The organism is Streptomyces sp. UW30 (genome assembly GCF_008042075.1).
GTDB lineage: Bacteria > Actinomycetota > Actinomycetes > Streptomycetales > Streptomycetaceae > Streptomyces.
The window spans coordinates 1,813,520-1,836,047 of sequence record NZ_RDBN01000037.1 but is presented as its reverse complement, the minus strand read 5'-3'; the positions used below and the strand labels follow the sequence as shown (position 1 = coordinate 1,836,047).

At 72.8% G+C, this 22,528-nt stretch carries 14 protein-coding genes; 3 read left to right on the top strand and 11 right to left on the bottom strand.

Annotated features, from left to right (window positions below):
- Positions 1–4 precede the first annotated feature (4 nt).
- The 11 genes from EAO75_RS27120 to EAO75_RS27070 form a co-directional block, all read right to left on the bottom strand.
- On the bottom strand, positions 5–3,472 hold the full coding sequence (locus EAO75_RS27120; protein ID WP_147997624.1) for a non-ribosomal peptide synthetase: 3,468 nt from the start codon (positions 3,470–3,472) through the stop codon (positions 5–7).
- A 28-nt stretch (positions 3,473–3,500) separates the two neighbouring features.
- Positions 3,501–10,736 carry a non-ribosomal peptide synthetase gene (locus EAO75_RS27115; RefSeq protein WP_261989421.1) on the bottom strand — a complete coding sequence of 2,412 codons (7,236 nt, stop codon included), beginning with the start codon at positions 10,734–10,736 and terminating at the stop codon, positions 3,501–3,503.
- 334 nt (positions 10,737–11,070) lie between these two features.
- On the bottom strand, positions 11,071–11,733 hold the full coding sequence (locus EAO75_RS27110; RefSeq protein WP_147997622.1) for a 2-hydroxychromene-2-carboxylate isomerase: 663 nt from the start codon (positions 11,731–11,733) through the stop codon (positions 11,071–11,073).
- Positions 11,734–11,799: 66 nt separating this feature from the next.
- Entirely contained in the window at positions 11,800–12,546 is a 747-nt protein-coding gene (fabG, locus tag EAO75_RS27105; protein WP_147997621.1) for a 3-oxoacyl-[acyl-carrier-protein] reductase, read from the bottom strand.
- Positions 12,547–12,585: 39 nt separating this feature from the next.
- Complete coding sequence (locus EAO75_RS27100) at positions 12,586–13,698, bottom strand: beta-ketoacyl synthase N-terminal-like domain-containing protein (RefSeq protein ID WP_147997620.1); 1,113 nt, start codon at positions 13,696–13,698, stop codon at positions 12,586–12,588.
- Positions 13,699–13,726: 28 nt separating this feature from the next.
- Positions 13,727–14,983 (bottom strand): beta-ketoacyl-[acyl-carrier-protein] synthase family protein, encoded by a 1,257-nt coding sequence (locus EAO75_RS27095; protein ID WP_147998097.1) that lies wholly within the window; start codon positions 14,981–14,983, stop codon positions 13,727–13,729.
- Positions 14,984–15,003: 20 nt separating this feature from the next.
- On the bottom strand, positions 15,004–15,267 hold the full coding sequence (locus EAO75_RS27090; RefSeq protein ID WP_147997619.1) for an acyl carrier protein: 264 nt from the start codon (positions 15,265–15,267) through the stop codon (positions 15,004–15,006).
- A gap of 92 nt (positions 15,268–15,359) precedes the next feature.
- On the bottom strand, positions 15,360–15,791 hold the full coding sequence (locus EAO75_RS27085) for a MaoC/PaaZ C-terminal domain-containing protein (RefSeq protein ID WP_147997618.1): 432 nt from the start codon (positions 15,789–15,791) through the stop codon (positions 15,360–15,362).
- Between the two features lies 1 nt (position 15,792).
- Positions 15,793–16,299 carry a MaoC family dehydratase N-terminal domain-containing protein gene (locus EAO75_RS27080; protein WP_147997617.1) on the bottom strand — a complete coding sequence of 169 codons (507 nt, stop codon included), beginning with the start codon at positions 16,297–16,299 and terminating at the stop codon, positions 15,793–15,795.
- Positions 16,300–16,329: 30 nt separating this feature from the next.
- Positions 16,330–17,757 (bottom strand): aldehyde dehydrogenase family protein, encoded by a 1,428-nt coding sequence (locus tag EAO75_RS27075; RefSeq protein ID WP_147997616.1) that lies wholly within the window; start codon positions 17,755–17,757, stop codon positions 16,330–16,332.
- On the bottom strand, positions 17,757–18,863 hold the full coding sequence (locus tag EAO75_RS27070; protein WP_147997615.1) for an AMP-binding protein: 1,107 nt from the start codon (positions 18,861–18,863) through the stop codon (positions 17,757–17,759). The genes EAO75_RS27075 and EAO75_RS27070 overlap by 1 nt, the downstream gene beginning before the upstream one ends.
- Positions 18,864–19,035: 172 nt before the next feature.
- On the opposite strand from EAO75_RS27070, the gene EAO75_RS27065 reads away from it, so the two are divergent.
- From EAO75_RS27065 to EAO75_RS27055, 3 genes are all read left to right on the top strand, one after another.
- A complete protein-coding gene (locus EAO75_RS27065) occupies positions 19,036–20,592 on the top strand; it encodes an acyl-CoA carboxylase subunit beta (protein ID WP_147997614.1) in 1,557 nt (518 codons plus the stop codon).
- A 132-nt stretch (positions 20,593–20,724) separates the two neighbouring features.
- Positions 20,725–21,435 carry a ThuA domain-containing protein gene (locus tag EAO75_RS27060; RefSeq protein ID WP_147997613.1) on the top strand — a complete coding sequence of 237 codons (711 nt, stop codon included), beginning with the start codon at positions 20,725–20,727 and terminating at the stop codon, positions 21,433–21,435.
- A complete protein-coding gene (locus tag EAO75_RS27055) occupies positions 21,405–22,517 on the top strand; it encodes a Gfo/Idh/MocA family protein (protein WP_147997612.1) in 1,113 nt (370 codons plus the stop codon). The genes EAO75_RS27060 and EAO75_RS27055 overlap by 31 nt, the downstream gene beginning before the upstream one ends.
- The last annotated feature ends 11 nt before the right edge of the window (positions 22,518–22,528 follow it).

Below are 22,528 nucleotides of genomic sequence, written 5' to 3'. Positions count from 1 at the left end.
CTTCTCATGTGTCGCGCAGTGCGGAGTCGATCTCGTCCGCCGACATGCCCTCGATCTCCAGATGGATCGCGGCGACCTGTTCGAGCCGTCCGGGCGTCTGCTCCTCGGCCGAGAGCCGCTTGGCCATGCCGCCGGCCGTGAGGGTCGCGAACAGGGAGCGCACGGTCACCTCGGAGGTGTCCAGCGTCTCGCGCAGCCGGCCGACGATGACGGTGGCGAGGACCGAGTCGCCGCCGAGGGCGAAGAAGCCGTCGTCGAGGCCGACGCGTTCCACGCCGAGGACGTCCTGCCAGACGCTCGCCACGACCGTCTCCAGGGCGGTGCCGGGTGCCCGGTGCTGTTCCGCCTCCGCCACCCGCCACAGCTCCTGTACGGCACGGCGGTCGAGCTTGCCGTTGGAGGTGAGGGGCAGTTCCCCGGCCACGGCGACCCGGGCCGGGACCATGTGCGGCGGCAGCACGGAGCGCACCCACTCCCGCAGCGCATCCTCGGCCGTCCCGGCGTCGGCGGCGACCGCGGCGGCCAACTGCACGCCCTGCCCCCGGGTCAGCCCGGCGACGGCACGCCGTACGGCGGGGTGCGCGGCGAGCGCCGCCTCCACCTCGCCCAGCTCGATCCGGAAGCCGCGCACCTTGACCTGGTGGTCCCGGCGTCCGACGAACTCCAGGGTGCCGTCGGGCCAGTACCGTGCGAGGTCCCCGGTGCGGTACCAGCGCAGCCCGTCCGCCTCGGTGAACTTCTGCGCCGTGCGTGAGGGATCGGCACGGTAGCCGAGCGCCACCCCGTCCCCGCCGATCCACAGCTCCCCCGGCACCCAGTCCGGACAGTCCCGCCCGTGGGCGTCGACGACCCGGCAGCGCACGCCCCGCAACGGGGTGCCGTACGGCACCGACCGCCAGTGCGCCGGGACCTGAGCCTGCGTCACCTCGCAGACCGTGGAGTGGATCGCGGTCTCCGTCGTACCGCCCAGACCGGTGAACCGGCAGCCGGGCGCCCGCTCGGCGAGCCGCCCCGGCAGGTCGGTGCCGACCCAGTCCCCGCCGAGCAACACCGCCCGGAGACCGGCGAGTTCGCCGGGCGCGGTGGCCAGCAGCAGCATGTCGAGCAGCGGCGGCACGCAGTTGAGGAGCGTGACCCGGTGGGTGCGCACGAGGTCCGCCCACTCGCTCGCCTCGCGCCGGTCGCCGTCCTCCACGAGCACGACCGCGCCGCCCGCGCTCAGCAGCCCGAAGACGTCGTAGACGGACAGGTCGAAGTCCAGGGCGGACAGGGCGAGACAGCGGTCCGAAGGGCCCACGCCGAAGCGGTCGTTGAGGTCGTCGATGGTGTTCATGGCCGCCCGGTGCGGCACTTCGACCCCCTTGGGTTCACCGGTGGATCCCGAGGTGAACAGCACGTAGGCGGGCTGTTCCTCGTCCACCGCGACCGGCTCCGGCAGCGGGGCGGCGCGTACCGCCTCGGCGACCGGCAGGGTGTCCGGGCCCTCGACCGGGCGTCCGTCGGTCAGCGCGACGCGGAACCCCGCGGTGGCGCGGATACGGTCGCGGCGGGCGGCCGGCTGCTCGACGCCGATCGGCACGTAGGCGGCGCCCGCGGCCAGCACGCCCAGGACGGCGGTGATCTGGTCGGCCCCCTTGGGCAGACTGACCGCGACCGTGTCGCCGGGCCGCACGCCCCGCTCCCCCAGCGCGGCGGCGGTCCGCAGCGCCCGGTCGGCCAACTCGCCGTAGGACAGGGCGCCTTCGGTGCCCCACAGCAGGGCCGGGGCATCCGGCTGCGCGCCGGCCCGCTCGAAGAAGCCCTGATGGAGCAGCCGGTGACTGCGCGGGCCCTCGGTGGCGTTGACCTTCGCGCGCAGTGCCGTCTGCTCGGCCGGCAACAGGGCGGGCACCGGCTGCTCCCAGACCGCGCGGTCGGTGCCGAGCCGGGTGACGAGCCCGTGGAAGGCGGCGAACATCGCGTCGACCATGCCGGCCGGGAAGGCGTCCTCCCGTACGTCCCAGTTGACCAGCAGACCGCCGTCGACCTCGGTGACCTGGGCGTCGAGCAGCACCTGCGGCCCCTGCGAGATGATCCACACCGGCTTCCCGAAGGACTGCCGCACGCCCGCGTCGAAGAGCTCGCCCAGGTTGAGGGCGCTGGTGAACACGACGGGCGCCAGCACCTGTTCGCCGTTGTACCGGGACAGGTCGCGCAGCACCTCGACGCCGGAGTAGTCGGACTGCGCCGCGTCGGTGTGCATACGGTCCTGGAGGCGCCGTGCGTGCTCGGTGAACGAGCCCGACTCGGCCAGGTCGACGTCGAGCAGCACCGAGCTGGTGAAGTCGCCGACGAGCAGGTCGACGTCGGGATGGGAGCCCCTGCGGTCGAACATCGGCACGTTGAGCAGGAACCGCGGCTGTCCGCTCCAGGCCGCCAGGACCTCCGAGAAGGCGGTCGCCACCGCCATCGCCGGGGTCAGCCCGTGCTGGTGGGCGCGGGCGGTCAGACGCCGCTTCTCCTGGGGCGGCAGCCAGTGGTGCCGGCGGGTCACCCGTGTCGGGTCCGTGCGCTCCGCCTCGGGCACGAGCGGGAGTTCGGGGGCGCTCGGCAGTTCGGGGATGCGTCGCTGCCACCACTGGCGCGCCTGCTCCCGGCTCAGCCGCCGTACGTCCGCGCGCTCTTCGAGGTACTCGGGATAGCTGGTGCGGATCGGGGGCAGCGCGGCGCCGGGGTTCTCGTAGAGCTTGGCGAGGTCGGACAGGAGCACCCGGTAGCTCAGGGCGTCGGCGGCGAGCATGTCGACGTCCACGTGCAGCCGGCTCGTGCCGTCCGGCAGGAGGGAGAGCTGCACGGAGAAGACCTCGCCGGCGGCGATGTCCAGGCGCGCGTGCGAGGCGGCGTGCCGGACCTCCTCCAGCCGGTCCGCCACGGTCCGGGCATCCGGCGTGCGCAGGTCGTGGACGGTCGTCGCGGGGCCGGCGAGGTCGGGCAGGATCTGCTGGCGGCCGTCGTCGGTGAAGCGGGCGCGGAGCATTCCATGGCGGGCGGCGAGGGCGCGCACGGCCTCGTCGAGCCGGTCGGGGTCGACGCCGGCGCCGTCGAACTCGACGTAGAGGTGGGCGGCGACGGAGCCGAGCGTGGTCTCGTCGCCGCGGCCGATCCAGTACGCGTGCTGCATCACGGCCAGCGGGAAGGGCTCGCGGGGCTCGGGCCGGGCGGGTGCCGCGCCCGGGGTGCTCCCCGCGGCCCGGACCGCCGGGACGTGGGCCTGAAGCAGTGTCCGCCAGGCGCGCAGGGTCGGATCCTTGGCCAGCTCGGCGAAGCTGATCCGGATGCCCCGCTTGCGCCAGCCGCCCGCGATCTTCATCAGGGTGATCGAGTCCAGGCCCCAGGCGATCAGGCTGTCGTCGTCGCTCGGCGGTGCATCCGAGCCGATGGTGTCGGTGACCGAACGGAGCAGCTCGTCCGCGGTCGGGGGGTGCTGCGTCACCGGTTCCTCCGAAGTCGTCCGTGGTGGCTCAGAAGTCGTCGAGGTCGTTCTCGAAGTCGTCGATGTCCTCCTGGGTCAGTTCGACCAGGGGGACGTCCGACGGGGTGAGGGCGCCTGCCGGGGAGTGGGCGGCGTGCCGGGCGAGGCCGTGCAGGGCGCGCTCCCAGAGCCCGAGCAGGTCTCCCGCCTCGGACTCGGTCAGGAACGTGTCCGGCCAGGAGGCGGATACATGCAGCCGGACGTCGCCCGCCTCCTCGACGGCGACGGCGTTGATCTCCAGACCGAAGCCGCTCTGCGGTGACGGCACCCGCAGCATGGGGGCCTCCGGGGCCAGCTCCCAGGGTTCGTCGGCCGAGCCGGAGGCGGCGAATCGTCCCAGGTAGTTGAAGAGGATCTGCGGTTGCGGAAGTTTCTCCAGTGCGGGCGCGGTGTCGGGGTTGAGGTGGCGCAGGAGGCCGTAGCCGAGTCCGTGGTCCGGTACGGCGCGCAGCTGCTCCTTGACCCGCTTGATCGCGGTGCCCGCGGCGGGCCCGCCGGACAGCGCCTCGTCGATGTCCAGCGGGCCGGGGTCGATGCCGACCGGGTGGAAGGTCGTGAACCAGCCCACGGTGGCCGACAGATCGACGCCCTCGGCGATGTGCTCCTCACGTCCGTGGCCCTCCAGGCCGACGAGCAGTGGGCCACCGGCCACGTCGCCGCGCCGCTCCCGCCAGGCCGCGACGGCGAGGGCGAGGGCGGTGAGCAGGACGTCGGGGGCGGCGGCGTGATAGGCGGCGGGGACGGCTGTCAGCAGGGGGGCGGTGACGTCGGCCGGGAGGACGAGGGTGTGTTCGCGCACGCCCGCCGTACTGCCGAGGTCACGCTCCAGCAGGGGGCGCGCCCCCTCCAACTCCCGGTTCCACCAGGTCAGTTCGCGCACCCGGTCGGGCTTGCGGGCCTCCTCGCCGAGAAGTCTGCTCCAGGTCCGGAAGGAGGTGCCGCCGCGCGGGAGGGCCCCGCCCGACTGCCACGCCTCGGCCAGGGCGGAGCTGAGGATCCGCCAGGACACACCGTCGACGACCAGGTGATGGGCCACGAGGAGCAGCCGGCCCGAGTCGGTGAACCAGACGGCCTGGAGCATGCGCCCGGCGGCCGGGTCGAGCCGGTCCACGGCGGCGGCCAGCTGATCGTCGAGCGCCGCGTCCCGCACCCGGCCCAGCAGATCGCCCGCGCGTACCGCCCCTTCGCCGGGTATCACCAACGTGTCCGTCATCCGGGCCCGGAGCATGTCGTGGCGGTCCAGCACGGCTTGGAGTACGTCGACGGCGGCGTCGTAGGTGAGATCCGGCGGGGTCACGAGCAGGACCGCCTGGGCGAGCCCGTCGTGGGAACCGTCGGGGCCCGCCGTCCAGTGCATGACCGGGGTCGGTGCCGCCTCGCCGATCGGGTCGTCGACGGGACCGGTGTCGGTGCGTTCGGCGGAGGCGGCCAGCCGGGCCGGGGTCGGTGTCTGGAAGACGTGCCGTGGGCTGAGCGCGATGCCGGCCTTGCGGGCCAGGGTCACCAGGCGGATGGAGACGATGCTGTCGCCGCCGAGCTCGAAGAAGTTGTCGTCGACGCCGACGTGGCTCCGTCCGAGAACTGAGGCGAACAACTCGCAGAGCCGGCGCTCGCGTTCATCCGCGGGCTCGCGGGTCGGTGCGCCAAGGGTCGTGGTCTCGGGCGCGGGCAGGGAGCCGCGGTCGACCTTGCCGGAGGGCAGCAGCGGGAAGGCGTCCAGGGCGGTGAGGGTGCGCGGCACCATGTGTTCGGGCAGCCGCTCCCGCAGCCAGGTGTGCAGGTCGCCGGGGCCGCCGGCGGCCAGGTAGTACCCGGCGAGCTGCTTGACGCCGGGGGCGTCCTCGCGGATCACCACGACCCCGCGCCGGACGCCCGGGTGCTGTTCGAGGATCGCCTCGATCTCCTCCAGCTCGACCCGCATGCCACGGATCTTCACCTGGTTGTCGGCCCGGCCGAGGAACTCCAGAGTGCCGTCGCGCTGCCATCGCACCAGGTCACCGGTGCGGTAGAGCCGCTCGCCGGGCGTGCCGAACGGGTCGGCCACCCAGTGGTCGGCGGTGCGGCGGGGGTCGTTCACATAGCCGCGGCCGAGGTAGACGCCACCGGCGTACAGCTCGCCGGGCACCCCGACCGGCACCGGCTGGAGCCGGTCGTCCAGAACGTACAGCCGGGTGTTGCCGTTGGGCCGTCCGATGGAGACGGCGCTGCGGATGGCGCCGGTGCGGTAGACGACGTGGCTGACGCCGATGGTGGCCTCGGCCGGCCCGTACCCGTGGTACATCACCGCGGGGCTCGCGGCGCGGAAGCGGGCGAACAGCTCCGGGGTGAGCACCTCGCCGCCGCACCACACGTGCCTCAGCGAGCGGGCGCGCCCGGCGAAGCCGTCCAGCTCCAGGAGCAGGTCGAGCATCGAGGAGACGAGGTAGGTGAAGGTGACCCGGTGGCGTTCGACGGTGTCGAGGAGGTAGTCGACGTCGCGTTCGCCGCCGGGCTCGGCGATGACGACACGTCCCCCGTTCACGAGCGGCAGGAAGATCTCGTTGATGGAGATGTCGAAGCCGAGCGGCGCCTTGAACAGGGCCGCGTCGTCGGTGCCGAAGCCGAGCAGAGCGCGCTGCCACAGCAGCCGGTGCGCGATGGCGCGGTGGCGGATCATGGCGCCCTTGGGGACGCCGGTGGAGCCGGAGGTGTGGATGACGTAGGCCAGGCCCTCGGGATCGACGGGCACGGCCGGGTTTTCGTGCTGTTCCGGGCCGTCCAGGCGCACCGTCACGAAGGGTGGGGCGTCGTCCCCGAGGCCCCTGCCGTGCCCCGGCTTCCCCAGCACCGCCGTCAGAGCCGCGCTCCGGCACACCTCGGCGATCCGGCGGGCCGGCCAGGACGGCTCCAGCGGCACGAAGGCCCCGCCCGCCTTCAGCACGGCGAGCAGTCCCACGACCATCTCCACCGAGCGTTCCAGATGGATGCCGACGAGGCGCTCGGGCCCGACCCCGAGTGAACGCAGTTCCTGGGCCAGCGCGTTGGCGCGCGCGTTCAGCTCGCCGTACGTCAGTCGTGTGCCGCCCTCGATGCCGTACTCCACGGCGGTGAGCCTGGGAGTCTTCGCGACCTGTTCCTCGACCAGGGCGGTCAGGGTGGTGGCGGGCAGCGGGTGGGCGGTGTCGTTCCACTCCCCCAACATCAGGGCGCGCTCACGCGGGGTGAGGAGGTCGGTGAGGGCTACCGGCACGTCCGGGCGCCGGGCCAGTTCGCCCACCAGCCGCACGAACCGCTCCACCATGTCCTGGGCGGTGTCGTGGTCGTACAGGTCGCGGCTGTACACGAGCGAGCCGGTGACGCCACCACCGTCCGGCCGCTCGAAGACGTGGAAGGCGAGGTCGGTCTTGGCCGTGTAGTGGTCGACGCGCAGTTCGTCGAGCGTCAGCCCCGCGAAGTCCCTTGTCTGCGCCGGGGCTTGCTGATGGGCGAGCATCACCTGGAACAGCGGATGCCGTCCCATCGAGCGGGCCGGGGCGAGCGCGTCCACCAGCCGCTCGAAGGGCAGCTCCGGGTGGGCGTAGGCGTCCACGTCGGTCTCGCGCACCCGGGCGAGCAGGGTACGGAACGTCGGGTCGCCGGATACGTCGGTGCGCAGCACGAGGGTGTTGACGAAGAGGCCCACGAGGTCGTCGAGGGCCGCGTCGCCCCGTCCGGCGACCGGCGTGCCGAGGGGGATGTCGTCCCCGGCGCCCATACGGCCGAGCAGGACGGCGAGGGCGGCCTGGAGCGCCATGAAGACGGTGCCGCCGGCGTCCGCCGCGAGGTGCCTCAGCGTCCCGTGCACCTCGGCGTCGATCGCGAAGTCCACGGCACCGGCCCGGTATCCGGCGACGGCCGGGCGCGGCCGGTCGACGGGCAGCTGGAGTTCCTCCGGAACTCCTTCCAACTTACGTGCCCAGTAGTCGAGTTCGGCGTCGATCACGTGCCCGTCCGCGAGCAACTGCCGTTGCCAGAGCGTGTAGTCGGCGTACTGCACCGCGAGCGGCGGCCATGCGGGGCGGATGCCGTGCCGCCTTGCCGCGTAGGCCGTCTCCAGGTCCCGCAGCAGCGGCTCCGCGGACCAGCCGTCGGTCGCGATGTGATGGACGAGGAGGAACAGGACGTGCTCGTCCGGGCTCAGGGCGTACAGCGTGGCCCGTACGGGGATCTCGGTGTCCAGCGCGAAGGAGTGGGCGGCGGCCTCGCGCAGCAGCCCGTCGAGTGCGTCGGCGCGGGTCGGCACGACGGCGAAGGGCACGGCCGGGTCGGGGAGGATCCGCTGGTAGGGCGTGCCGTCGTCGTCCGGGAAGACCGTGCGCAGCGCCTCGTGCCGGGTCACGACGTCATGGAGCGCGGTCCTCAGCGCCTCGGAGTCGACCCGTCCCCTGAGGCGTACGGCGGTGTGGATGTTGTACGTCGGGCTCGGCCCCTCCAGCCGGTACAGGAACCAGAGCCTGGCCTGCGCGGAGGACAGCGGCACCGGGTCGGGACGCCGGACCGGCAGCAGTGCGGGGCGTCGCTCGGCGGCAGCGGGCTTGAGGAGCGGGGCGAGTCCGGCCACGGTCGGGGTGTCGAAGACAGCTCGCAGCGGGACGAGAGCCCCCAGCTCGGCCCGGATCCGGGCGACCAGGCGCGTGGCCAGGACGGAGTGGCCGCCGAGGGCGAAGAACTCGTCGTGGATGCCGACGGAGGGCAGCCCGAGCAGGCCGGCGAACAGGGCGCACAGGGTGGCCTCCGCCTCGGTGCGGGGCGCGGTGGCGGTGGTGAGGTCGGAGAGGTCGGGGGCGGGCAGGGCCGCGCGGTCGAGCTTGCCGTTGGGGGTCAGCGGCAGGTCGTCGAGGACCACGACCACTGCGGGGAGCAGGTGCTCGGGGAGCGTCGCCTTGAGAGCGTGCCTGACCCGCAACGGCTCCAGCGTGGCCCCGGGCTGCGGGACGGCGTAGGCGACCAGCCTCGGTTCGCCCGGCTGATCCTGACGTACCGTCACAGCTGCCTGGGACACTCCGGGCAGCGCGGCCACGGCGGCCTCGGTCTCGCCCGGCTCGACACGGAAGCCGCGGATCTTCACCTGGTCGTCGGACCGGCCGAGAAACTCCAGTGCCCCCTGCGCGCTCCAGCGCGCCAGGTCCCCGGTGCGGTAGAGGCGGGCGCCGGGCGGGCCGTAGGGGTCGGCGACGAAGCGGTCGGCGGTCAGGCCGGGGCGGCGGAGGTAGCCGCGGGCCAGCTGGGCGCCGCCCAGGTAGAGCTCGCCGGGGACGCCCGGCGGCACCGGGCGCAGGGACGCGTCCAGGACGAGGGTGCGGGTGTTCCACACCGGGCGTCCGATCGGCACGGAACCGGCGGCGGACCTCGTCCCCTCGGCGCAGGGCCAGGCGGTGACGTCCACGGCGGCCTCGGTGGGCCCGTACAGGTTGTGCAGTTCGGTGCCGGGGAGGGACTCGGCGCAGCGCTCGGCGAGTTCGGTGGGCAGGGCCTCGCCGCTGCACACGAGCCGGCGCAGCACGCCGCGTGCCCGCTCGGCGGCCGGGTCGTCGAGGAAGACCCGCAGCATCGACGGGACGAAGTGCGCGGTCGTGACCCGCCGGTCATGGATCAGCTCGGCGAGGTAGGCGGGGTCGCGGTGGCCGCCGGGCCGGGCGAGGACCAGCACGGCCCCGGTGATCAACGGCCCGAAGAACTCCCAGACGGACACGTCGAAGCCGGCCGGTGTCTTCTGCAGCACACGGTCCTCGGGACCGAGTTGGTACGTCTCCTGCATCCACAGCAGCCGGTTGACGATCGCCGCGTGCGGGACGACGGCTCCCTTGGGGCGGCCGGTGGAGCCGGAGGTGTGGATGACATAGGCGGGGTGCTCGGGGCGCAGGGGCTGGAGCCGGTCGGCGTCGGTGAGTTCCGCGGTGTCGAAGTCGTCGCTCGGCAGGGCGTCGAGCAGCAGCAGGGGCGCCCGGTCGGGCAGGTTCCCGGCGGCCTGTGCGCAGGTCAGTACCAGGGTGGGCGCGGTGTCCTCGACCAGGAACGCCAGCCGGTCGGCGGGGTATCCGGTGTCCAGCGGGACGTAAGCGGCGCCCGCCTTGAGTACGGCGAGCAGCGCCACGACGAGGTCGGTGCCGCGGTCCAGTGCGACGCCCACCAGGTGCTCGGGGCCCACTCCTCGGGAGATGAGCAGCCGGGCGAGGCGGTTGGCGCGGGCATGCAGGCCGGCGTGGTCGAGGGCGGGTGTGCCGTCGTCGGCGATGAGGGCGGGGGCGTCGGGGGTGCGTGCGGCCTGCCGGGAGAGGAGGTCGGTGAGGTGGGTGCCCGGGACGGGGTGGGCGGTGGCGTTCCACTCCTCCAGGACCCGGTGTTCCTCGGCGCCGGTCATCAACGGCAGGCGGAACAGGGCGAGTTCGGGGTCGCTGAGGGCTGCGGCGAGGAGTGTCTCCAGGTGCTGGAGCAGTCGGTCGACGGTGTCCGGGGCGAACAGGGCGCTGCTGTAGGTGGCCTCGATCCGCAGCCGGCCGCCCGTCAGGAACGCCTCCAGGCTCAGGTCGAACTGGGTGGTGTCGTTGTGGACGGTCTCCCATTCGGCGCTCACCCCGGGGAACTGCGGCCCTTCGAGTCCCTGGGTGAGGAAGAGGAGCATGACGTCGAAGTAGACGGAGCGCCCCGGCTGCCGCTCCGGCTTCAGCACCTCCACCAGTCGGTCGAAGGGCATGTCCTGGTGGGCGTAACCGTCGGTGCACAACTGCCGTGCCCGATTGACGAGTTCGGCGAATCCGGGGTCGCCCGCGAGGTCGGCGCGCAGGGCGAGGGTGTTGCCGAAGTTGCCGATCAGCTTCTCCAGGCCGGGCAGGTCGCGGTTCATGACGGCCGAGCCGATGGGGACGTCGGTGGCGCCGGTGGTGCGGTGCAGCAGGGCCGCCAGTCCCGCGAGCAGGACCATGAAGGGGGTGACGCCGGCGCCCCGCGCGAAGGCGGTGAGGCGGTCGGTGACGTCGGGGGCGAAGGTGTGGAAGCGGCGGTCGCCGGCCGCGGTGGGACGGGCGGTGCGTGGCGCGTCCGTGGGCAGGGCGAGGGGGTGGTAGTTGGACGGGGCTGGGGCGGCGGGTGGGCCGATGGTGCCGGTGGGCGGGTGACATCGGGTCAGTTGGTGGCGTCCCAGGGGCAGGCGGGGTCTGCGGAGCAGGCGACGTCGGGTGGTCCGACGACGTCGGCGCGTGGGCGGCACCGGGTGGGCCGATGGCGCCGTTCGAGTTGGTGGCGCCCTCTGAGCAAGACGGAATGGGTCGCACCCGATGTCACGGCCGGCCGCCCCCGCGCGACGGGGGCCCCGTTGGCACACCCGCCTCGATCTGCTCGCCGCGCGACTGCCCGGTGACGACGGCGACATCCGCGTGGCGACTGCCGACGCGGCCGACCAGGAGCACGGCCGGCYGYTCGGCCGACTGGTGACGCGCCTGGCTCATCTGCCGACGGGTGACGGGACCGGCTCATCTGCCGACGGGTGACGGGACTTGCCAACTCGGCCGAACGGCCGGCCGCGGCCCTGCTGAGCCGACTGATCACCCGACCAGCGCGCCTACGCCTTGCTCACCCGACGGCTCATCCGCCGACCGCCGAGCCTCCAGGAAGTCCGCGAGCCGGTCGACGCCCCAGAACTTCTGGCGGCGGTGGATGAAGAACGGGACGCCGAAGACGTCGTCGCGGTGGATGTCGAGGAGTGCCCGGACGCCCTCGGCGCGGACGTGGTCGTCGTCGGAGGCGTTCGCCGCGGCGGCCGGGTCGACTCCGACGTCGGCGGCGAGTCGGCCGATGGTCGCGCGGTCGCAGATGTCGAGGTTCTCCTGCCAACGGGCGCGGTAGACGCGGTCGATGAACGCGAGGCCCCGCCCCTCGGCCGCCGCCACCACATAGGCGAGGTGGGACGCCTCCCACCAGGGCTCGACGTCCTGCGGCCAAGTCACCGTGAGTCCGCGCCGGGTGGCCAGGCGGCGCACGTCCCCGAGCATGTACAGGTGCTTCTCGCGTGACATCGGCGTGTAGGGGAAGCGCCCGCCGGCCTCGGCGAGCAGCCGCTCGCTGTGCGCGTCGGGCTCCCAGAACGGCCGCCACTCCAGGGCGTCCACGACATGCGGACGGTGGGTGGTGAGATCGTGGAAGGCCAGCCAGGAGTACGGGCTGCGGAAGGAGAAGTACATACGGGGACGACGCGGTGCGGGCGCCATGGCGACCTCCTCGGGCGCGGGCGGAGCAGTCGGACGCAGTCGGATGCGGTCGGATGCAGTCGGTCGCTAGATCGTGATCCCGCCGTCCACCTGCACCACGGCTCCGGTGATGTACGACGCCCGGTCCGACGCCAGGAACCCGACCAGTCCCGCCACCTCCTCCACCGTGCCGAACCGGCCCAACGGCACGCTGTCGACGGCCCGTTGGTGTTCGCGCTCGCGCAGCACCGCCGTCATGTCGGTTTCGATGAATCCCGGCGCGACGGCGTTCGCCCGGACGCCGAAGCCGCCCACCTCCTTCGCGAGCGCGCGGGTGAAGCCGATGATCCCGGCCTTGGAGGCGGAGTAGTTGGCCTGGCGGGGATTGCCGTAGACGCCCGAGACCGAGGACAGGGTGACGACGACCCCGCGCCGCCGCTTCATCATGCCCATGATCACCGCGTGGCAGGCGGTGAAGGTGCCGTCCAGGTTGATCCGCAGGACCTGTCGCCAGTCCTCGTCGGTCATGGTCACCACGGGGTTGTCCCGGGTGACTCCGGCCGAGGTGACGAGCACCTCGACGGGCCCCAACTCCTCCTCGACGTCCCGGACCAGGGCCCTGACGTCGTCCGGGTCGGTCACGTCGACCTGACGGGACAGGACCCGGGCGCCGAGCTCCTCGGCCTCCTTCTCGACCTCCCGGGCCGCGTCGGAGCGGGCGCGGTAGCAGAAGGCCACGTCGTGTCCGTCCCCGGCGAGTTGGCGTACGACGGCGCGGCCGATGCCGCGGGAGCCGCCGGTCACCAGCGCGACGGGCCGCCGGTCGTGGTCCATGGGTGATCCTCTCGTGAACGGTGTCGGTCGGCAGGCGGTTCAGGCGAGGCGCAGCACGGCACAGCCGACCACGCCGTCGGGGTCGGCGGTGGTGACCAGTGCCGGCCGTCCGGTCGCCGTCGGATCGCCCTCGGCGCTCGCCAGGAGGGCGGCGATCTGGAAGGCGGCGGACGCGGCGCCCGTGTCGCCGAGCAGGTCGGTGCAGGACAGGCGGAGCGGGTCGTGGTCGCCCAGCACCTCGGCGAGCGCGGTGCGTTCCCGGTCCGCGTACGGTCCGGGTGTGTCCGCGGGGGCGATGGCCCACAGGTCGGCCGCCGTCAGGCCGGTGCGCCGCAGGGCGCGGCGTACGCAGTCGGCGAGTACGGGTCCGGCGTCCTTCTCGTCGGCAGGCAGGGCGATCTCGACGGCCGCCACCTCGGCGAGAGGCGCCCGGGCGGCGCCGGTGCCGGCGTCGCTGCCCGCTTCGAGCAGCAGCACCGCGCACCCCTCACCGGTCAGCGGCGCCTCGTCGGGCTCGGCCGGTGCCCGTCCGGCGTGGGCGTGCCAGTCCAGCCAGGCGCGTTCGGCGGAGAACTCCTCGGCCGCGCCGCACACGACGGTGCGCGCGTGGCCACAGCGCTGTAGCCGCTGGGCGTGGTTGAGGGCGAGCAGGGCGGAGGCCCGGCCCCCGGCGATGGTCACGTTGGGCCCGCGCAGCCCGTGCCGGATCGCCGACTGTCCCGCGGCGCAGTTCATGACGGTGTTGGGGAAGCGGGCGGGGTCGACCAGATAGGGCCGGTCCTGGGTCAGCGAGTCCCGGGTGAAGCTCATGATGCTGCCCACGCTGCCGTTCGAGGTGCCGAGGACCAGGCCGGTGTCCTCGTCGAGCCCCGGGATGCGCGCGCCGTGGCCGTCGTCGAGCAGCCGGCCCACGGCGGCGACGGCGAGCGCGGTGACCCGGTCCATCGACCGGGTGCCCTTGCGGCCCAGCAACTCGCGCGGCTCCCCGCCGGGTACGAGGCAGGCCCGGTCGGTGGGCGCGGCCCATCGCTCGGGGTCCACAGTGGTGACGGCCTGCCGCTTCGACCGTACGCCGGCGCTGAACGCCTCTCGTCCGACGCCGAACGCGGAAGCCGCCGACCAGGCGGAGATGACCGGTCCCACGGTGCTCATCGGCAACCTCCGTGCGGCGTACGGCCGTTCATGCCGCTCCCCTTTCCTCCAGGCGGGCGTCCAGGGCGCCGTCGTGCTCGTAACGGCCCAGGATCAGGACGGCGTTGTTGCCGCCGAAGGCCAGCGCGTTGTTCTGCACCACCTTCAGGTCGGCGTCGATCGCCCGGTTGGGCACGCAGTCGATGTCGCATTCCGGGTCGGTCTCCACATGGTTGATCGTCGGCGGGATGAAGCCCTCGCGCAGGGCGAGGGTGCAGGCGATCGCGGCGAGGGCGCTGGCCGCGCCCATGGTGTGGCCGATCATCGACTTGATGGAGACCATGCGGGGCGGTGTGCCGCCGAAGACCTGACGGATCGCACGGGCCTCGCTGACGTCGTTGGCCTTGGTGCCGGTGCCGTGCGCGGAGATCAGGTCGACGTCGTCGGCGGTGACGCCGGCGTTGTCGTGGGCCAGGCGCACACAGCGGGCGAAGCTGTCCTCGTTGGGCGCGACCGGATGGTCGGCGTCGCAGTTCAGGCCGTAGCCCAGCACCTCGGCGTGGATGCGCGCGCCCCGCGCGAGGGCCGACTCCAGGCTCTCCAGCAGCATCATGCCGGCGCCCTCGCCGGTGAGGATGCCCTTGCGGTCACGGTCGAAGGGCTGGCAGCGCTCGGGCGCGATGGTGCCCAGGCGGTAGAAGCCGGCGAAGGTCTTCAGGCAGACGGCGTCCGCCCCGCCGCACAGCGCGAACTCGAACTCGCCGGTGCGCACCGCGTCGTAGCCGTAGCCGATGGCGTAGTTGCCGGCCGCGCAGGCGGTCGGCAGGGTCACGGCCTCGACGTCGACCAGCCCGAGTTCCCGTGCCGCGGCCACCGACAGCCGGCCGGCCGGGACCCGGCGGGCCACGACCGGGTCCATGCGCTCCGGGCCGAGTTCCACTTCCTGCCGGGTCAGCCCGTCGAGGTCGCGGGACTCGCCGTCGGTGGTGCCGACGGAGACCAGCGAGCGGACGGCGCGCAGGTCCTCGATGGGGAGGGCCGCGTCCGCCACGGCCATCCGGGCGGCAGCGGCGGCGAAGTGGCTCGCCCTGCCGTACTCGCGCAGCGGCAGCCGGGTGACGAAGCGGGCGGCGTCGAAGTCGGTGATCTCGCACGCCCGGGAGTGGTCGAAGCCGCTCGCGTCGAAGGAGGTGATGGGCCCGGCCCCGCTGCGTCCGGCGCGCAGCCCGGTGAGGAACTCCTCGGCGCCGATCCCGATGCTGGTCACGGCGCCGAGGCCGGTGACGACGACGCGCCGCGGTGTCATGGTCGGTGACACGCCGCCGCCTACTGCCGGGCCGCGGCGGCCTCGGCCACCACCTCGTACACGCTCTCCAGGTTCACCATGCGGGCGAGTTCCTGCTGGGCGATGGTGATCTTGAACGTCTTCTCCAGGGAGGCGAGGATCTCGATGGCGAGCAGGGAGTCGGCCTCGTGGTCCTCCTTGAAGCGGCTGGTGCGGGTCATCTCGTCGGGTTCGAGTTCGAGGATGTCCGCCACGAGCTCCTTGATCTGGTTCTCCCGCTCCGCGGCGATGTCCGTGCTGGTCATGTCTGTGCTCCTTCTGTCGCATCAGCCGCCGCGTCGGGCGGCCCCCTGTCTGACGCGGCACCGGCCGGGGCCCGGCGGTGCGCGGTGCGGGCTCAGGCGAGCCGTACGACGGCTCGCGCCCCGGACATCACCTCCAGCCCCTCGAAGCGGGCGCGCAGCCGGATCACGGCGCGGCGGTCGTCCAGCTTCCGCTCGACGACCCCGGTGATCCGCATGGTCGCCCCGGCGTCGTCGTCGGGCACGGCGACCGGCCGGGTGAAGCGGCGCACGCTGTACTCGATCAGGGCCGAGGGGTCGCCCACCCAGTCGGTGACGACGCGTACGGCGGCGGCGATGGTGTAGGTGCCGTGGACGATGACGTCGGGCAGGCCGACGGACTTGGCGATCCGTTCGTTCCAGTGGGTGGCGGTGAAGTCCGAGCACGCCCCGCAGTAGCGGAGCAGGTCGATCCGTCGCACGGTGATGTCCTGGGCGGGTATCTCGGTGCCGACCTCGATGTCGTCGTGGGCGACCTTGGCGGCCATGTCACACCTCCTGGGCCTGGAGCGCCGGGGCGGGTGTCCCACCCAGGTCCCGGGGCAGGGCAGCGGTGCCGCGGGAGAGGATCGTGTTGACCACGGTGCACACGTGCTCGCCGTCCACCGTGCTGATCCGATGGGTCATCACCCACTGCTCGTGTTCGCCCATCACGCTCATGTCGTCGACGGTCGTGGTCTGCACGAGCCGGTCGCCCGGCCTGATCGGCCTTCGGTGCTCGACCCGTTGGGCCCGGTGCACGCACACCGGTTCCTTCCGCTTGCCGAACTCGGGGTCGTACAGCGGCCAGCCGCCGAAGCGGAAGAAGAGCATGACGGCGAAGGAGGGCGGCGCGATGACATCCGGGTGGCCGAGCGCCCGTGCCGCCTCGGGGTCGAGGTAGACCGGATGGGTGTCGCCGGTCGCGATCGCGTAGTCGCGGATCTTCTCCCGGCTGACTTCGTAGACCTCGCTCGGCCCGTGGGTGCGGCCGATGAAGTCGTGGTTCAGTGCCATGTCGCCCCCTGCTGTGCGCTGTTCGGCGGGTCAGTCCCGGATGACGGTCTTGGTCCGCATGAGGAATTCCGCGAGGTACCGGTCGTGCGGCAGGCCCGGTCGCATCCAGTACGTCGGGTGGTCGCCGACGTGGACGTTGCTGATGGTCGGCTCGTCGACCAGTTGCCCGAGGAGGTCCTCGTCGTCGGTGATCGCGGTCACGACGAGGGAGTCGCGCAGTGGTGCGACACCGTCGGCGCTGGTCCAGGGCGCCACCCATACGCAGGGGAAGCCCAGTTCGACGCCGGTCTGCGGGGCGTCGGCGCGGTCGAGCCGGAACACCGCCGGGCGCAGGACGGCGCTGCCGTCGCCCAGCTCGTCGACGATGCCGTCACCGCCCAGGTGGGCCGTGGCCCCGCCTGCGCTGCGCAGCAGGTACGCCTCGAGTGCCCGCGCCGCGGCCAGGGGCTGGACCGGCAGGACGGCCTTCGGGTCCTGCGGCGGCAGGCTCGGGATGGCCGCCAGCCGGGCGGCGAGCGCGTCGGCGACGGCGGCCGCCTCGGCGGGCCCGCCCTCGACGAGTACGGCGGTGGCGTTGACGCAGGCGGTGCCGCCCTCGTCGGCGACCGAGTCGACGATCATGTCCAGGTGGGCTCGCCAGTCCGCGCCGGTGACCAGGATCTTCGCCCGGCCGGGCCCTTGGGGCAGGACCGTGTTGTGTCCTGCGTACTTGCGCACCACGTCGTCGCCGCCGTACACGAGGGCGAGGTCCGCGCCGGCGACGACGGTGTCGGCGACGGTGTGGTCGGTGGGGGTCAGCGCCACGTGATCGGCGCCGAAGCCCGCCTCGCGCAGGGCGGCGACCAGGCGGTGCGGTGTGAACGGCTCGCGCCGCGAGGGCCGTACGACGATGCGGTAGCCGAGAGCGAGGGCCTCCAGCCACAGGGCGTGCACCCCGGGATGGTTGCCGGCGGCGTGCACGGCGAAGACGTTGCCGCGCCGCGTCCACACCGCGCCGCCGGCCCGGGTCGAGGGATCCCTCCAGTCGCCGACCGCGGCCTGGGGCCGGGCCTGGAGGACCGTGGTGGCGGCCTGTGCCGCCGCGTCCGCGACGATCCCGGTCGCGGCCCGGACCACCGGGATCGGCAGTCCGGAACAGCGGCTGACCAGCTGCCGGTAGGTGTCGGGGTCCATGCCGCCGACGGTGCCGGAGGCGAACAGCCGGCCGGCCCGCTCCAGTGCGGCGGCCCGCTCGCCGGGCGGCAGCGGATCGGCCGACCGCAGTGCGGCGAGGGCGCGCTGCACGAACAGCGGCGGCACGATGCTCAGTTCGGCGAGCGGCTCGCCGGTGACATCGGGCACCGTCAGGCGATTGCGGGCACGGTAGGGGCCGTTCGAGCCGAACGCGTCGAGCTGGACGAGCCGCTCCCTCGCGTCCCGGTCGCCCGGTGCCGTGGCCGCGGCGGCCTGTCGGGGCATCAGTAGACCCCTTCGATGACGGCCTGGTCGTCGAAGGTGGCCACCGGGCTGACGTCGGCGACCGAGTCGCCCATCTGCCCCTCGGGCGGCCGGATGCGCACGGCTGTGTCGCGTTCGAGGTTGTTGGGCAGCAGCATGGCCTTGCTGACGTGGTTCATGACGACCTGACCGCGCTCGCCGTACGGAACGTTGTCGCCGGTCTCGGGGTCGATGACGGAGAAGGTGATGTACGGCGCGAAGGGGTCGAAGACGCACCTGTCCTCGCCCGTCGGCTCGATGCGCTCCAGGGAGCCGCCGAGGATCATCGTGCTGCCGTAGGCGCCCTGGAGCTGGATGCCCGGGAAGACCTCGGTGCGGAACAGGTGGCGGGTGTCGGCGTCCATGTGGGCGCCGCCCCACTGGATGTGACGGACCTTCTCGTTGATCAGCGCGACCAGCCGGTCGTCCTGAGCGAGCCGCTGGAGCAGCGGCGGGGTCGTGATCAGTACGCCGACGTCCTGGGTCTCCAGCAGGAACCCGGCTTGCGTGACGAGGTGGTCGGCGTAGCGTGCGGCGTCCTCGGCGCGGCCCTCGGCGATGGCCTTCTTCACCCAGCGCGGGTCCATGTCGACCGTGAAGAGGATGCCCCCGCTGCGTCGGGCGCCCTCGCGCAGCGCGGCGCCGAAGATGTGCGGGCCGTCGGGCATCAGGGCCAGCCAGTTGACGCCTCGCGGACACCCGCGGGCGTCGAGGTGGCGCTGGCTGAAGGCGAGCCAGCGGTCCATCCAGTCGGGCGTGCAGACGACCCGCTTGGGCGCGCCGGTGGTGCCGCCGCTCTCGTAGACGCCGTACAGGTCGTCCGGCAGCGTGAGGCCGCGCGGGATCAGTTCCTCCACGCGCACGTCACGCAGTTCGTTGACGATGTTGGGGAACAGCTTCAGGTCGGCGAAGCCCTTGACGTCCGTGAGCGGGTCGAAGTCGAGCTTCCCGGCCCGCTCGAGCCAGAACGGTGATCCGGTCTCCGGGCTGAAGTGCCACCGCATCGCCGCGGTGATGAGTTCCTCGCCGTCCGGTGTCTCGTCGGCCGGGCAGTCGAGAACCGGGTCCGTGCGGCCGTGGTCCGACATGTGCGTCCTTCCCCAGGGGCATGGCGATCTGCTGCGATTCCACGCTCGCACAGAGTTACATTCCCAGTCAAGGGATGTGCAAACTTTGACGGCGAGTTAGGGTCGAGGGGAGCGGATGCACGGACCAGCGCCGGACGGGCCGCCCGTTGGCATCCGCGGACGGGGGAACCACATGCACGCAGACTCCCGCGGCCGGACCGCGGAATTACACGAGTTGCGCGAGCGGGTGCGGCGCGGACCGAGCGAGCGGGCGACCGCGGCCCAGCACGCCAAGGGGAAGCTGACGGCACGTCAACGGATAGAACTGCTGCTGGACGCAGGGACGTTCCACGAGACGGAGCAACTGCGGCGGCACCGGGCGCAGGGATTCGGGCTGGAGAACAAACGCCCGCACACCGACGGCGTGATCACCGGCTGGGGCACCGTCCACGGCCGTACCGTCTTCGTCTACGCCCATGACTTCCGCATCTTCGGCGGCGCTCTCGGCGAGGCCCACGCGCAGAAGATCCACAAGCTGATGGACATGGCGCTGGCCGCCGGAGCCCCGCTCGTCTCGCTCAACGACGGTGCCGGCGCCCGGATCCAGGAGGGCGTCACCGCGCTCGCCGGATACGGCGGCATCTTCCTGCGCAACACCCGGGCGTCCGGCGTGATCCCGCAGATCAGCGTGATGCTGGGCCCGTGCGCGGGCGGCGCGGCCTACAGCCCCGCCCTGACGGACTTCGTGTTCATGGTGCGGGACACCTCCCAGGTGTTCGTCACCGGCCCGGACGTGGTCAAGGCGGTCACCGGCGAGGAGATCGGCCACGACGGGCTGGGCGGCGCGGACGTGCACGCCGGGACGAGCGGCGTGTGCCACTTCGCGTACGACGACGAGGAGACGTGCCTGGAGGAGGTGCGGTACCTGCTGTCGATGCTCCCGTCCAACAACCGGGAGCAGCCTCCTGATGTGCGGCCCACCGACCCTCCCGACCGGCCCGGCACAGTGCTGCTCGACCTGGTCCCCGCCGACGGCAACCGCGCCTACGACATGCACGCGGTGATCGAGGAACTGGTCGACGACGGCGAGTTCTTCGAGGTGCACGAGCGCTGGGCCGCCAATGTCGTCGTGGGCCTGGCCCGCCTGGACGGCCAGGTCGTCGGCGTCGTCGCCAACCAACCCGCCCGGCTCGCCGGGGTGTTGGACACCCGGGCCAGCGAGAAGGCGGCCCGCTTCGTCCAGATGTGCGACGCGTTCAACATCCCGTTGGTCACGCTGGTGGACGTACCCGGGTTCCTGCCCGGCGTCGACCAGGAGCACGGCGGCATCGTCCGGCACGGCGCGAAGCTGCTGTACGCGTACTGCAACGCCACCGTGCCGCGTGTCTCGGTCGTCCTGCGCAAGGCCTACGGCGGGGCGTACATCGTGATGGACTCCGGGTCCATCGGCTCCGACGTGACCTACGCGTGGCCGACCAACGAGATCGCCGTGATGGGCGCACAGGCCGCGGCCGACGTCGTCTTCCGTCGGCAGATCGCCGAGGCCGACGATCCCGAGGCCGTCCGGGCGGCGCTGGTCAAGGAGTACGCCGCCGAGCTGATCCACCCGTACTACGCGGCCGAACGCGGCCTCGTCGACGACGTCATCGACCCCACCGAGACCCGCGAGACCCTCGTGCGCACCCTGGCCATGCTGCGCACGAAACACGTCGATCTGCCGTACCGCAAGCACGGCAACCCACCGCAGTAGGCGGGGCCTTCGAAGGCCCGCCCGGGGCGAAACTTTCGCGTCGTCCCGTCGGCCTTTCGCCTGCGTGAGCGGTCGGCGCATAGTGAGGGAGCTGTTGGCGACGGGGGCTGTCACGCCCCGTGAAGGGACGAGATGACGCGGAAGAACGCCCTGGTGGTCCGAGGCGGGTGGGAGGGGCATCAGCCGGTCCGGGCGACGGAGCTGTTCCTGCCCTTCCTGCGCGACAACGGATACGCCGTCAGGATCGAGGAGTCCACCGACGTCTACGCCGACGCCGACGCGATGGCGGGCACCGATCTCGTCGTGCAGTGCGTGACGATGTCGCAGATCAGCGCCGAGCAGGTGGCGGGGCTGAGCGCGGCGGTCGTGGCCGGGACCGGCTTCACCGGCTGGCACGGCGGGATCGCGGACTCGTTCCGGGCCTCCTGCGACTATCTCCATCTGGTGGGCGGACAGTTCGCGACCCACCCGGGCAAGGAGCCGTGCGAGCGCCGGGGCGGTCAGGAGGACAACTACCTGCCGCACGTCGTGCACATCACCGAGCTCGGCCGCGAACACCCCGTCACCGCCGGCATCGACGACTTCGAGCTGCACACCGAGCAGTACTGGGTGCTCCACGACGACCTGATCGACGTGCTGGCCACCACGACCCATCCCACCCGGCCGTGGCAGCCCTGGCACCGCCCGGTCACCTCGCCCGCGGTCTGGACCCGCCGGTGGGGCGCCGGACGCGTCCTGGTGACGACGCCGGGGCACAGCCTCGACGTACTGGAACACCCCGCCGTCCGCACCGTCATCGAGAGGGGCATGCTGTGGGCGACGCGCACCGCGTCGGCGTCGTAGGACTCGGCGTGATCTCCCGCGCCTACCTGGACACGCTGGTCGGCCACCCAACGGTCCGCGTCACGGCGGTCGCCGACCTCGACGCCTCCCGTTCGGCGGCGGTCGCGGCGGAGGTGCCCGGCGTCGAGGCCATGAGCGTCGAGGAGTTGCTGAGCAGCCCGGACGTGGACACGGTGCTGAACCTCACCGTCCCCGCGGCGCACGCCGAGATCGCGCTGGGCGCGATCAGCCATGGGAAGAACGTCTACGGGGAGAAGCCGCTGACGGCCGAACTCGGCGACGCACAGGCGGTGTTGGAGGCAGCGGCGAAGGCGGGCGTCGCCGTGGGCTGCGCACCCGACACCGTCCTGGGCACCGGCATCCAGACGGCGCGGGCGGCCGTGGCGGCGGGGAGCATCGGACGTCCCCAGTTCGCGTCGGCGGTGATGGTCACGCCGGGGCACGAGCGCTGGCATCCGCACCCGGACTTCTACTACACCGCCGGGGGCGGCCCCCTGCTGGACATGGGGCCGTACTATCTCGCGTCCCTGGTCCATCTGCTGGGGCCGGTGCGTGCCGTGACCGGGGCGGCCGGCCGGCTGCGCGGCGAGCGCGTCATCGGCTCCGGTCCGCGCGCGGGCGAGCGGATTCCGGTCGAGGTCGACACGCACGTCAGCGGGGTGCTGGAGCACGTCGGCGGGACCCTGACGACGATCACGACGAGCTTCGACGGCGTGGCCACGACCGCCGCGCCGATCGAGGTGCACGGCGAGAGGGGCACACTCGCCGTGCCCGATCCGAACCGCTTCGACGGCGAGGTCCGGCTCTTCGCACTCGGCGACACCCGGTGGCGCACGCTGCCGCCCTCCGCGGGCTACGTCGACGGCGCCCGGGGCGTCGGTCTGCTCGACTTCGTCGCCGCCGACGGGCGCCGGGCACCCCGCGCGAACGGCGAACTCGCCCTGCACGTGCTGGAGACGATGACCGCACTCCTGCGCTCCGCGGCCGAGGGCCGCCGCATCGAACTGACGACTTCGACGCAGCCGCCGGCCGCCGTACCACTGACGGCCGCCGAGGAATGGCGGGGCACCGGGGCCCGGTGACCCGGCTCACG

What these genes read in the sequence shown, in the direction of transcription:
- EAO75_RS27075 (WP_147997616.1), bottom strand. Translation starts at nt 17,757, where the DNA reads ATGCCCCGACAGGCCGCCGCGGCCACGGCACCGGGCGACCGGGACGCG.
- EAO75_RS27080 (WP_147997617.1), bottom strand. Translation starts at nt 16,299, where the DNA reads ATGGCACTGAACCACGACTTCATCGGCCGCACCCACGGGCCGAGCGAG.
- EAO75_RS27085 (WP_147997618.1), bottom strand. Translation starts at nt 15,791, where the DNA reads ATGGCCGCCAAGGTCGCCCACGACGACATCGAGGTCGGCACCGAGATA.
- EAO75_RS27060 (WP_147997613.1), top strand. Translation starts at nt 20,725, where the DNA reads ATGACGCGGAAGAACGCCCTGGTGGTCCGAGGCGGGTGGGAGGGGCAT.
- EAO75_RS27110 (WP_147997622.1), bottom strand. Translation starts at nt 11,733, where the DNA reads ATGGCGCCCGCACCGCGTCGTCCCCGTATGTACTTCTCCTTCCGCAGC.
- EAO75_RS27070 (WP_147997615.1), bottom strand. Translation starts at nt 18,863, where the DNA reads ATGTCGGACCACGGCCGCACGGACCCGGTTCTCGACTGCCCGGCCGAC.
- EAO75_RS27095 (WP_147998097.1), bottom strand. Translation starts at nt 14,983, where the DNA reads ATGACACCGCGGCGCGTCGTCGTCACCGGCCTCGGCGCCGTGACCAGC.
- fabG (WP_147997621.1), bottom strand. Translation starts at nt 12,546, where the DNA reads ATGGACCACGACCGGCGGCCCGTCGCGCTGGTGACCGGCGGCTCCCGC.
- EAO75_RS27090 (WP_147997619.1), bottom strand. Translation starts at nt 15,267, where the DNA reads ATGACCAGCACGGACATCGCCGCGGAGCGGGAGAACCAGATCAAGGAG.
- EAO75_RS27065 (WP_147997614.1), top strand. Translation starts at nt 19,036, where the DNA reads ATGCACGCAGACTCCCGCGGCCGGACCGCGGAATTACACGAGTTGCGC.
- EAO75_RS27100 (WP_147997620.1), bottom strand. Translation starts at nt 13,698, where the DNA reads ATGAGCACCGTGGGACCGGTCATCTCCGCCTGGTCGGCGGCTTCCGCG.